Consider the following 13426-nt stretch of genomic DNA (forward strand, 5'->3'; position numbering starts at 1 on the left):
TCTAATAAAGCACTAATTTGTTTAGCATCTAAAACATACTTTTCTTTTTCTTCTTTCGTAAGGCTTTCAAAAGTATTCATATCCTTTGTTACAGGAATAAGACCTTTTATCTTCTCTTCTACTCTTGGCAACAGTTTTGAATTGTTCGCTTTAATGTATTCTTTTATATTATTATAAACATTCTCGTTTACTGATTGAATGTCCATCCCGATGATACGTACTTTAGATTTATGTTTTGGATTAGCATTATATTGCCGAATCCAATCAAGTAAATCTAGCATTTCTTTCGTCTTAAATGTAGGTGATAGATGTTGGCTTGGGTTTCCCTTACCAGTAAGAACATATCGATCAAGTTCCAAGGCCCTATCCCATCCCTCTTCTAAAACTAGATTGGTAAAGCCCTTTTCAGATACTAAATAATTAACAATACGGTGTTTCATAGTAAAAACTTCATGAGCCCCATGCGTAGCTTCACCTAAACCTACAATTGAAGCTGAACCTACCATATCCTTAAGTGGTTTCAAATCATTAAGAGATGCAGTTGGATTAGTTGTTTTTAAAGGCTTTGCATGTGCTTCTAACCATTTCGCTATTTGATTTGTATTGTAGGGAGCTGTAACAGAAACCTCTGTTTTCGAATCTGCATAAGTATTTCCTACAAAATGAGTCATTGTTATAGCAGAAGCAACAATTGCAATAATCATTTTCTTTTTCATAAAACCCTCCTGAAATACTTACTTATTAGTTTTTTGACATGCTCTAAGGACCCCAGTTTAAACTATTAATTCTCTTATTAGTGTTAAGATAATTTTATTCTAGTTCCTAACAATAACATATTTCTTAATAGGTTCTTAAGAAATTCTTAATTCATTCATACCAATATAAAGCCAAATAACCTTCAATCCAAAAATAAAGGGAGCAGGTTATTTGGTTATTCATTCCGTAAACTTAATGCTCAAGTTAGTCATTTTTCAAACGGTTAAACTAGATTAGAAAGGATAACGTTTTTTTGTACTTAATTACGAGTATTAAAATCTCTTAAGTTGATAGCGATGGATGCTCCCCCACACTCATTAATTAAAGAGAAAAAGAAAAAAATGAACTGACATCTCAAAGTGACTACCTGTAGAGAAACAAAATTTCGTTTAGGGGATACTCCAAATCCCTAGTCTGATGGCGACGTGGCAGGACCTCATGCCTATCAACTTAAGAACTTACTTTATTCTAAAAAATTTTTAGAGTAAGTTGTTTTTGAACCAGAAAGGCATATTTTTAACTATAAAAACTATGACAAAATTTATCTGGTTTTCCTTTTACCTACTTGCTAAATTCAGCAAGTAAAATACTTTTAAATGGATCAGGACTATCAGCTTTAAGACTGTTCAAATTGACGGCCAATGTATGCTTACCTCCAAGTGTGCCACCAGCAAAAGTGGTAAACCCTAGAACTTTACCCTGGTGTCCCCATATCGAGACACCATTTGGAAGCTTAGTTTCATAGATTCCAAGACCATATCCGGTTCCTTCTCTATCTGTAGGAACTGTAGTAAGCATTTGTTTTAGTTGCTGTTCCTTCAGTAATTTACCACTGAGTAAGTAAGTGAAGAATTTGTTTAAATCGTCAGCAGTAGAAATCATATCTCCATCCGAGCTACCTGGTTTAATATAAGTAACGTCTTTTAGCTCACTTGCTCCGTCTAGTTGCAAATAGCCACGGGCATGCTTGGTGCCTGGAATCACGCTTGAATTGCCAGGTAGGAATGTATTTGACAAATCAAGCGGTTCAATAATCCGATTTTCAACCTCTTCGGCATAACTGTTTCCAGTTACTTTTTCAATAAGGATCCCCAGTAATACGTATCCTGTATTTGAATAAGACCAACCCTTTCCTGGGTCAAAGTCTGGGGGAAGTGAAATCCCCATTTTGACGAATTCTTCAGCCGTATACGATTTTTTTGTATCCATAATATCAAAGTCTTTTGAATTTACATAGTCAGCAATACCACTTGTATGATTCAATATTTGCCGGATCGTAATCTGGTTACCATCATATCCGTTTCCTTGAATAAAACCAGGCAACCATTTTTCAATGGAGTCGTCTAGATTCAAACGGTTCTCTCCAGATAATTGAAGTAGAACTGTTGCAATGAACGTCTTCGTTACACTACCAATGCGAAAGCGAAAATCTGTTTTCATTGGTTTCTTGGTGCTCAGGTCCGCTAATCCAGCGGCATAACTCCATGTTTTTCCACCCTCAGAAGTTTTAGCAAGTATTCCAGGATATCCAAGTTGCAATGTATCCCGCATTGCCTCTTTGACGGAATTACGTTCTTTTTGAGTGCTTGTTTGTAGCGAACTAGATACATTTTGCGTAGGTTCTGCTTTTACAATTGATGTTGGTGTTATGTATAACAGGGAACTTCCAGCTATTAAAAGTGCTAAACTTGCACATGTAATTTTACTGCTTGTTTTCATAAAACATTCCTCTCCTCTATTTAAATTGTATTGATGGTTGATAGCTATGTCATATGCTAACCACACAGCTACCAACTCTCCCAATGATAAAAGTCAACACTGAATTTGCAATCATCTATGCACCAATTATTTCTACAAACAACTTTCTGACCTAATAAATGATTAATTCCTCTTTTTCAGATGTATGTTAACCTCTGTAATTTCTTCTTTTCTTCCATAGAGTTTTGTTAATGAATTTGTTTTTATATAAATATATAGTATCTATTCCCCCTCTCGTTCTTCTCTACATTTTGATCATACACAATGAAAATCTCTTTTTTCTTACTCCTTTCTTACAAATTCCTTACGCTCAAAATCACTTCTATAATTCGGTGGTTTTTATTTTAAGAAAACTCAGTTCTATTAACTTGATAGGCATAGGGTACTGCCATATGTCCATCAAATTAGGAACCTGCTTTACCCCAAATGTAAAAAAACGTTATCCTTTCCTATGATTCTAGAGAAAGAATAACGTTTTTCATGTTACAGAGGATTTTGTTTTATTAGCTTAACAGCATTTACTACCTTAATTTTAAAAAACTTTAAAATTAAGGTGTTTTTTGAACCCGAAAAGGATATTTTCAACTATAAAAACTATGACAAAATTTATCTATTTTTCCTTTTTGTCTACTTGCTAAATTCAGCAAGTAAAATATTTTTAAAAGGATCAAGACTATTAACTTTAATGCTGTTCAAATTGACGGCTAATGTATGCTTGCCTCCAATTGTGCCTCCAGCAAGGGTAGAAAAACCTGGAGATCCACCTGTGTGTCCCCAAATCGAGACACCGTTTGGAAGTTTATTTTCATAGATTCCAAGACCATAACCATCCATTCCTACTATTCCTGTAGGAACTGTAGTAAGCATTTGTTTTAGTTGTTGTTCCTTCAGTAATTTGCCACTAAGTAAGTAAGAGAAAAATTTGTTCAAATCGTCAGCAGTAGAAATCATATCTCCATCTGAGTTACCTGGGTAAGAATAAGTAACATCTTTTGGCTCACTTGCTTCGTCTAGTTGGAGATATCCACGGGCATGATTGGTACCTGGAATAACAGTTGAATTACCCGGTAGGAATGTATTCGACAATTCGAGCGGTTCAACAATCCGATTTTCAACCTCTTCCGCATAGCTGTTTCCAGTTACTTTTTCAATAAGGATACCCAGTATTACGTATCCTGTGTTTGAATAAGACCAGCCCTTACCTGGAGCAAAGTCTGGCGGAAGAGAAATTCCCATCTTTACTAATTCTTCAGCCGTATACAATTTTTTTGTATCCATAATATCATAGTCTTTTGACTTTAAGTATTCAGCAATCCCACTTGTATGATTCAATATCTGCCGAATCGTAATCTGGTTAGCATCATATCCGTTTCCTTGAATGACGCCAGGCAACCATTTTTCGATGGAGTCATCTAGATTCAAGCGGTTCTCTCCAGCCAATTGAAGTAGAACTGTTGCAATGAATGTCTTCGTAACACTGCCAATACGAAAGCGATAATCTGCTTTCATTGGTTTCTTGGTTCTCAGATCCGCTACCCCAGCAGCATAACTCCATGTTTTTCTATCCTTTGAAATTTTGGCGAGTATCCCTGGGTATCCAAGTTGTAGTGTATCCCGCATTGCTTTCTTGACGGAAGTACGATCTCTTTGAGTATTTGTTTGTAACAAACTAGATACACTTTGATCAGACTCTGCTTTTACAATTGAGCTTGGTGTTGTGTATAACAAAGAACTTCCAGTCATTAAAAGGACTAAACCTGTAGATGTAATCTGACAATGTTTTTTCATAAAGATATTTCTCTCCTCTATTCATATTTTATTAGTAGTTATTTGTTGTTTTCTACTAATCACACAGCTTTCATCTTAACCAAAGATATATGGACAAAAATGGATTTGCAATTATCTTACTCAGCATTATTTTCACAAATGCCATTGTGTCCTACCAAACGGTAAATTTCTCTTTTTCCACTTGTATGTTAACCCTAGCAACTACTTCTTTTCCTTAAAATACTCTTGTTACTGGTTTGTTTTTCATAAATAAGTCATACTTATTTCCCCTTCCACGCCCCTTTATATTTTTGTCATGCACAATGAAAATCTCCCCTGCTCATTTATTGTTAATGCTTTAAAAACTGCTCTTTGATTCTAAGTTTTTTTATGTCACATACGGTAGTGTCAAAATGTCATTGTTTGTATGACATAACTATTAATACCGCTTTATCCCACTCAATTTTTGTTCTTCTTTATAAATATTACAAAAACTCACTACCTACTATGACTTGCCTCTTGCTACACTCTGTTCATACGCTAACGGGTGCTAACTCGTTTCGCTAACAAAAAAACCAAATCAATTAAAGGAGCTTACAAAAATGAAACAAGCAATTAACAAACTGGGAATCGTTGCAGTTCTTCTTTCTTCTTCAATAATGATTTCTGCGTGTTCCCAACAATTATTAGAAGCTGAAAAATCAAAACCATTAGCATCCTCAACTAATATTCAAATGATGGAAGGACCTAATAATAAAAAAGAAATAGAATCTTTTGCAGACCCGTTATTTGAAGAAAAAATGAAGAAGTATAATGTGAACGGTTCTAGTTTTGTCGTCGTTCATGATGGAAAGGTCGTTGTCAATAAAGGATATGGATATGCCAATAAAGAAAAGAAAATCCCTGTCACTAAGGACACGGTCTTTCAAATCGCTTCAGTCTCAAAAACCTTTACTGCTTTGGCTGTGATGCAGCAAGTCGATAAAGGAAAGCTTAAACTAGATCAAGATGTACAAAAATACCTTGGTGGATTACAAATTCCTAATCAAACAGGGAAACCTCTCACCCTGTTTGATATGCTTACTTATACTAGCGGGGTAGATTTTCCGGATCTCACAAATATAACTGGACCCGAATACGTTCATAATAGTATACCAATGAAAGAATTTTTCTCTAAGCATATGCCAACGGTGATACGGCCACCAGGGGAAGCTTATACGTATGACAACGTCTCATTTTCGCTCGCAGGGTTTGCAGTAGAAAATGCTACTAACACCCCTTTCTCAAAATATATGGAAAAAAATATTTTCAAACCATTAGATATGGAATCTACGAGTATGAGCTTTACGCCTGCCCTTCTCAAAAGAATGGCTACACATTATGGTCCCACAGGTGATCCGATTCCAACAAGTGGGAGCGGTTTAAGGGATACACCACAAGGAGGCATTTTATCTACTGCAGAAGACATGTCAAAATACATGATTATGCAACTACAGAAAGGAACGTTTAAAGACAAAGAAATTGTAAGTAAAAAAGGCATAGATATGATGCATGACTATCAAGTTTTTGATGATAAGACAGTCCCTGTTGCGACAATTGGATTTGAAACGCCTTTTAATAAATTTGCTAACGGTCAACATGTTGTAATGAAAGGTGGAAGTATGCCTGGGCATCAATCACTGCTGATTTTAGTGCCTGAACAGAAAACAGCATTCTTCATGTCTTATAATAATGATTCAATGATGAGTATAGACATATATGAAGCTCTCATGGATCACTATTTCCCTGCTAAGAAGAATGAAGTAAAAACAAGTTATCTCCCGTTAGAGGAAAAAGAGGCTCATAAATACTTGGGTTTATTCCAGAATACGCGTTTCGCTGCCATTCGCACTCATTTTACTTATGAAAATGGGAATTTGATCATGGAGGGTGGAACAACGGGAAAACAAGTTCTCAAAATGATTCATCCATTGTTATTTGAGGATTCAGAAGGCAATAAAGTCGCTTTCAAAAAGAATTCAGCAGGAGAAATCACATATTTTCACTACACCTCTCCTAAAAGCCTTGATTTTGTAGCAGATGCTCAGAAAATTAACAACAAATCACCGTTTGATGACGTGCCAGCAAAGAGTAAATATAGAAGTCACATTGATAACCTTCATGCTCTAAACATTATGGGTGCTAAAACAGATAATCTATTTAATCCGATGGACACCATGACACAAGGAGAATTTGCGGATATGCTGTTACTTGCTCACGGATGGAATGGTTTTCCAGACGAATCCAAGGAGGCAAGGGAAAAAATGATGAATGGAATTCCAGAGTATAATCGTGCTACTCCGATTACCCGACAGGTCGCAGCAACCATGATTCAAAACGTAAAGCAAATTCAAGACTTGAAACCGATTCAATCTGATAGAGCTATTAAAGTTAAATTACTTGATGCCGCAGATGATTGGGCAGTCCAATCTATTCAAGCACTTGCCTCCCAAGGAATTCTAGACCCTGATACTTCCATCAATGCTGACGGATCTTTTATGTTCCGTCCGAAAGATGTGTTACTGCGTCAAGAAGCCAGTTCCTTACTGGATTTAGCTTTTGGCTATTATGCATTGCCTATTAAACGAAAGTAAATATTTATTCTAATTTGAATAATAAAAAATGGGAGGCTAGTACCTTATCAATATTAAGCTAAAATAAAACAAGAAATTTAACTTTATAAGATCTTTATGAAAACGCAAACGATTCGAAGCATAACTCTATATATTTGAAATTTTTGTATTTAAAAAAGGAATCTATTAGGAAATATGATAGGTTCCTTCCTTTAATTTAATAGGCGTTATACACTGTAAATATGTTGAGTTAGATCTTCAACCTTCTCTGAAACAATTTTCTTAAAAGATAGAATTCTTACATGCTTGTAAGGTAAATGTAAGACAATTCAATATGAGGACTATAATACTTTAGATTAAATTATATATAGCCAATAAACGAACAGGAGATAATAACTATGAGTATATTAACAGTCCGTAACTTAAGTAAAATTTATAATACAGGAAAAGTATCTTATAAAGCTCTTTCCAATATTGATTTGACAATACAAAAAGGAGAATTTGTAGGAATTATGGGAGCATCAGGAAGTGGCAAATCAACTTTACTAAATATGATCTCTACTATTGATGCACCAACATCAGGAGAAGTATTTATTAACGAAAAAAATCCCCATTGTTTATCTTCTAATGATCTAGCATTATTTAGACGCCGTGAACTAGGGTTTGTCTTTCAATCCTTTAACCTCATGAATACTCTAACTGTAAAAGAGAATATTGTTTTACCACTTACATTAGATAATGTAAGTTTGAATGAAATGAACAACAAAGTAGAAGTTATTTCTAAAAAACTGGGGATTGAACAGATTTTAAATAAAAGAACCTATGAAATTTCAGGAGGACAAGCTCAACGAACCGCCATTGCTCGTGCCCTTATTCATTCTCCTCAATTAATATTAGCAGATGAACCAACAGGAAATTTAGATTCAAAAGCGGCAAATGATGTGATGGAACTCCTAAAGAAATTAAATCAAGATCAACAAGTAACTATGATGCTAGTGACACATGACCCTGTAGCCGCGAGTTACTGTGATCGAGTAATCTTCATTACAGATGGATTTTTTTATAATGAAATTTATTGCGGTGACAATCGTTCAAAATTCCACAAAAATATTACGGATGTACTTTCATTACTAGGAGGTAATTAACATGAATTTTCGTCAGCTTGTATATAATAATGTCACTCGTAATAAACGATTATACCTTGGACATTTTTTGAGTAGCACATTTGCCGTGATGATTCTATTTGTTTTTGAATTGCTTGCATTTCATCCTAATTTCACTGGAGATCTTGTATCGACCAGTGAGACCATGAGTTCTTTAAGTACAAAAGGATTTAAAATTGCTCAATATCTAATTATATTTTTCTCCTTCTTTTTCATTCTCTATTCTATTACTATGTTTTTAAAAACAAGGAAAAAGGAATTTGGAATTTTATTACTCCATGGCATGTCTAACGCACAATTAAAAAAGCTAATTTTCATGGAAAATATGTTAATTGGATGTTCTGCAATTATTGTTGGGATTGGACTTGGATTAGTTTTTGGAAAATTAATCTTACTGATAAGTGGTTCCCTTTTCCTGTTAAAAGGTGGGCTTCCATTTCATTTTCCTACTAATGCAATTTTAGTGACATCTCTTATGTTTTTTATTTTATTTATACTTGTCTCTTTTTTCACTGTACGAGTAATGAAGGTATCACAGCTAATTGAACTCATGAAATCTGAAGAAAAACCAAAAGCGGAACCAAAGTCATCTAAATGGCTAGCTTTCTTCTCAATTCTTTGTATTTGCATTGGATATGTCTCAGCGTTTTATTTGAATATAGCATTAAAAAAAGGAATTGAGATATATGTTCTAGTACTATGTGTTTTCTTAACTGTATTAGGAACATACTTTTTATTTACTCAGCTCAGCTTTTATGTCATTACAATATTGAAAAATCGTCAATACACTTTCTTTAAAAAAACCAATATGTTAATGATTTCAGAGTTAACATATCGAATGACAGATAACGCACGAACACTCTTTCTAGTAAGTATACTTTCCGCAGTTGCCTTTACCTCTATTGGTGCTTGCCTTTCTATTGGAAATGGCGCATTAGCGGAAGTTAACAGTCCTTATGCATTTGAATATAAATCATATAAACACAACAAGGAGGAGACATTTCATATTTCTCAAATAGAGAAACAATTACATAATGATGGATTCTCATATAAATTAATAACTTCTACTGGTTTTAATACAACAAGTCACGCAACACCAATTATGAAACTGACTGATTACAACGCAACTGCCAAAACACTAGGATACCCAGCAGAAACGTTAAATAAGGAAACAGACAGTCTAATCCTGCCATCAAAAATGTATCTGAGAGTAGCTCCTCAAGAGGAATTAAAGAAACTGTCTTCATCCCTTACACTGGAACACGGTACTATGAATTATAATTTTTCTGATAATAAAATATTAATGGATAATATTATCAGCCCATCTTATAATTTTTCTGTCGTTGTTTCGGATTCAATGTACGAAACAATGCTAAATACACAGTTAGGAGAAGCAAAGGTCGATCAGTATATAGACTATCGTTTTTTAATTAAAAACATGTATGAAACAGCAGATATGGCTAAAAAACTTACAAAGATAATTCCAAATGATTATAGAAGCGGACGCCCACCTTTTATATTTGATTCACCGGTATTAAAATGGTTAGAAGGTAAACAAGTGAATGCGATACTATCTATTCTCAGTATACTAGTAGGAGTTGTATTTTTTATATTTACAATTAGTTTCTTATACTTCCGTTTATTTACAGATTTAGATCGAGATAAAAGCCAATTTCAAATGCTTTCTAAATTAGGGTTAACTAAAAGAGAGATAAAAAAAATTGTAACCCAACAAATTAGTATATTATTTTTTATACCTATTTTGATTTCTGTTCTTCACAGTAGCGTAGCCTTCTGTGCAATAAGGTTTTTAGCGCAGAGCAGGCACATAGACTTACCTGTTGCAGGAAATTCTATTCTCATATTCACGAGCTTTATTAGTGTACAAATAATTTACTACCTTATTATTAGAAGAAGTTATTTGCGTCAAATACTTCATTCCATAAATTAAAGTGGAAAATGAGAGAAATGCTGATGGTATTCCGTATAGATACCTCTTACTTAAATTCATTTTTTTAATGAGCTAATTAAATTCTTTGTTTTACTAATGGAGTAGCACCACATCTCTATCAAGCTAAGAAAATAAAATTCTTCTTAAAATGAAAAAATACGCTACTCTTTCTGCAGGACCACAGGAAAGGATAACGTATTTTTTATTTTATAGATAGTGTAAAATCTTAGCTTGACGGCGATGTGGTGCTACCCCATGCCCATCAAGCTAAGATTTTGAAACACCCCCATAACGAGAAATGTAAAGTGATAATAAAGTTATTTAAGTCTAAGTGTTAGTGTATAATCACTTCCAATGGAAAAAGACTCCTAATAATTCCTTAGCATACGCTGAGCCAAATTTTTATAAAGAAAAAACCGATTCCCCTAAATATTAAAGGCATCGGCTTTTGTTCATATTCTTTTACTTAATCAATTTCTGACATAAAACTTATAATAATAAAATTACTTTTACTAACTAGAAAAGGGTTCATACTGTACATTTTGAAATATCAATTAAGCACTAATATTTTGGTTATGCACTGTTTCACCTTTATGGGAAACATAACTATGTGCTACCATTCCTAACATTATTACAAACATGCCACACCAAGATAAAATAGAGGGGAATGAAGAATGTAATAAGATTAGTTCTCCAATAACAGCAAAAAGCACCTCCATGGATTGTGTTGCTTCAACAGTTGCAAGTTTCTGCATATCTCCGTTAACCATATCAGTAGCTTTAAAAAATAAGATAGTTGCAATTACACCAGAGCAAATAGCAACTAAAATAGATTGCATAGTTTGCTCCTTACTAGGTATTCCTGCTGTAAAAAGACCGTACAAGGATAGTAAAAACCAAAACGGTAAGCTAGCTAATGTCATTCCAAGGACACGTTGATAAGCATCTAAACGATCTCCACAAACCTCCATCATCTTACGATTCCCGAGCGGGTAAGCAAAAGAAGCCACAATAACAGGGATAATACCTAATAAAATATCTTTTATAGCAAGTGATTTTGCTTGCTCCATTTGCATAAGGAAAATACCAAGAAGAATAATCAATGACATACCCATACCCCTCATTGGGATTTTCCCTCTTTTCTTAAGAATTCCATTTGGCGTTTGAATGGTTTGAATAAAAAGAGGAGCTAGCAAAGATCCTGATATAATAGTAATTTGCCATGTCCCAGCAATTATCCATCCTGGTGCATGTGCAGCGGCAAAGCATAATGGAGCGTAAAACAGCCCAAATCCTACAAAGCTCCATAAAAACCATGTTCTTAAATCTTCTCTCATAACTTGCAATAATACTTTTAATTTTTTTCTACTTATAACAATAAGTAACAGGAATGGAAGCATGAAAATAAACCTTAGTGAGGCGCTCCATACCCAGTTACCACCTGATAACTCCATTGCTCGATTCAGTATAAATGTGAAAGCAAAAAAGAAAGCAGCACATATACCTAAAAAAATAGGGCGCAAATTCCTCACCTCAATCTGTCTCATAGGTCATTAATTTCTCAAGACTTAACCAGTTTTGTTCTACAAGATGTGCTGTTGTTTCTTTATCTTTATTTTTACACGCCTCTATAATTTGCTGATGTTGTTCTACTGATTTTAGACCATTTATAGAAGTGAACTGAGAAATCTCGAGACGTTGAATCTTAGATATACTTCGTTCTAACGCACGAATGATTTCAGGATTTCCTGCCACATCTAAAAAAACATTGTGGAATAACTCATCAGCTTCAATTGCTTTTATAATATCTTTTTTCTCAATAGATAATAGTAATGCCTTATTACTGAACTCTAATTCTTGAATATCTGATTCTTTCAATAATGGTACTGCTAAACGTGCAGCTAACGAGTGTAAAACTGCTACCACAGTAAATGCGTGTTTCGCCTCCTCAATATTTAATGGTGCCACACGAGTAACTGAACCAGGAATAGATTCAACAAGTCCTTCATCCTCAAGACGCTTCAACGCCTCTCTAACTGGAGTACGGCTAATTCCAAATTCTTCTGCTAACTCTTTGTCATTTAAGCGTTGCTCCGGTTGCAGCTCTAATGTAACGATTGCTTTTTTCAAAGTTAGATATACTTCATCTCTAAATGACATACGTTTAATGGGTTTAATAATATCTTTTTTCATAAAACCAATATATCGGATATTGGTTTTATGGTCAACTCTAATTTTTCAATAATATATACTCGATTATCAAATTCTAAAAACGACCATTTAAGGAACTCTATTTAGTTCTAACAAAACGCAAATTTCGTACGCTAAAAAGGAATCAGTACTTTAATGTTAAATTATTTGTAGTGGTCGAAAAAATATTGCAAAAAAGCTAATGAAAATTTAGATAAAATGATTGAAACCGTTGTAAAGCATCTTGATACTTTCTCGTTTTCAAATTGACACTACTAGATAAAAAAATCCTGCATGTTTGAAACATGCAGGATTTTTTCTATTCTTCGTTTTTCATAAAGTAAGAAACAAAATGGAGAATTTCAAGGTATAACCATACTAATGTCATCATGAGCCCTATTGCGCTATACCACTCCATATGTTTTGCTGCCCCGCTACGTGCACCATTTTCAATCGAATCAAAATCTAGTAATAGATTTAATGCAGCAACGACAATCACAACGGCACTAATAATGATACTGATTGTCCCACCTTGGTGAATGTATGGAACAGTCAAAACAATGGATGCTTTTTAGACAAGAAAGTGGGTACTTTTTTATAAAGGAATTTGCTTTAGTTATATGTACGTACATTTATACCCTGATTTTCAATAGCAAATCTGTTAATTAAAAGGTACAGTTGCGTATAACGATTCTTTCTAACATAAAAATAGAGCCTCAGGAACAGGATCCTCAGACTCTATTTTTTATTTTATATAAGACATCATAACTTTCTCTAATTCTTCTTTACTAACATCATTTGCAAGTATTATGACTTGATAAGCGCTATTCTTTCCTTTTGCAGGCACAATTGCTTCCATATACTTCGTTATACTTTCAGACGATTCTGCAAAAGTAAGGTTTGCACCTTCTAATTTATAATTTGTTATTTTTTCACTCTCTTCCATTATCCCGTAAAATGGGTTTTCTTCTTTATCTCTAACTACAGATTGATTCACAACATACCAAGACAATGAATCTCCTCTGTGATATTCAGAAACAATAACGGGATTCTTCCTACCAGGAAACAACGAAGTTTGAACTTCTTCACCAGCTAGTTTAAACCCATTTACTACAACAGGTGGTGTCTTAATTTGAAAATCAAGATACTTCTGTGCTTCCTTTTTAGTTAATCTAAAATCCGAATAAATTTTCCTTCTAAATGGTTCAATTTCTTTTTCATTTTCCTTA

Annotated in this window: 8 protein-coding genes and 2 pseudogenes; 3 read left to right on the forward strand and 7 right to left on the reverse strand. The window is 34.0% G+C overall.

Annotated elements, in window-relative coordinates; translation table 11 throughout:
- From H6481_RS27480 to H6481_RS27490, 3 genes are all read right to left on the reverse strand, one after another.
- Positions 1–716, reverse strand: a 716-nt coding sequence (locus tag H6481_RS27480; protein WP_182813723.1) for an erythromycin esterase family protein, incomplete at its 3' end; no start/stop codon positions are given.
- A gap of 601 nt (positions 717–1317) precedes the next feature.
- Entirely contained in the window at positions 1318–2475 is a 1158-nt protein-coding gene (locus H6481_RS27485; protein WP_097988241.1) for a serine hydrolase domain-containing protein, read from the reverse strand.
- A 666-nt stretch (positions 2476–3141) separates the two neighbouring features.
- Positions 3142–4302: a serine hydrolase domain-containing protein gene (locus H6481_RS27490; protein ID WP_097988242.1), complete on the reverse strand. Its 1161-nt coding sequence runs from the start codon at positions 4300–4302 to the stop codon at positions 3142–3144.
- A 581-nt stretch (positions 4303–4883) separates the two neighbouring features.
- Here H6481_RS27490 and H6481_RS27495 point away from each other — a divergent pair.
- The 3 genes from H6481_RS27495 (at position 4884) to H6481_RS27505 (ending at position 10007) form a co-directional block, all read left to right on the forward strand.
- Positions 4884–6914, forward strand: coding sequence for a serine hydrolase (locus H6481_RS27495; RefSeq protein WP_097988243.1), 2031 nt, complete (start codon positions 4884–4886; stop codon positions 6912–6914).
- Positions 6915–7291: 377 nt separating this feature from the next.
- Positions 7292–8038, forward strand: a complete 747-nt coding sequence (locus tag H6481_RS27500) for an ABC transporter ATP-binding protein (RefSeq protein ID WP_097988244.1) — start codon at positions 7292–7294, stop codon at positions 8036–8038.
- Between the two features lies 1 nt (position 8039).
- Complete coding sequence (locus H6481_RS27505; RefSeq protein ID WP_182813726.1) at positions 8040–10007, forward strand: ABC transporter permease; 1968 nt, start codon at positions 8040–8042, stop codon at positions 10005–10007.
- Between the two features lie 554 nt (positions 10008–10561).
- Here the strand turns inward: H6481_RS27505 and H6481_RS27510 are convergent.
- From H6481_RS27510 to H6481_RS27525, 4 genes and pseudogenes are all read right to left on the reverse strand, one after another.
- The gene (locus tag H6481_RS27510; protein ID WP_097988246.1) at positions 10562–11554 is read right to left on the reverse strand and encodes a multidrug resistance efflux transporter family protein; all 993 of its coding nucleotides are present in this window, start codon (positions 11552–11554) and stop codon (positions 10562–10564) included.
- Positions 11541–12200, reverse strand: a complete 660-nt coding sequence (locus H6481_RS27515) for a GntR family transcriptional regulator (RefSeq protein WP_182813728.1) — start codon at positions 12198–12200, stop codon at positions 11541–11543. The genes H6481_RS27510 and H6481_RS27515 overlap by 14 nt, the downstream gene beginning before the upstream one ends.
- 316 nt (positions 12201–12516) lie before the next feature.
- Positions 12517–12750, reverse strand: a pseudogene (locus tag H6481_RS27520) (Bax inhibitor-1/YccA family protein); the annotation flags it as partial.
- 192 nt (positions 12751–12942) lie between these two features.
- Positions 12943–13426: pseudogene (locus H6481_RS27525) on the reverse strand (transcriptional regulator); the annotation flags it as partial.

This window comes from Bacillus sp. ME78 (genome assembly GCF_903970865.1).
GTDB lineage: Bacteria > Bacillota > Bacilli > Bacillales > Bacillaceae_G > Bacillus_A > Bacillus_A cereus.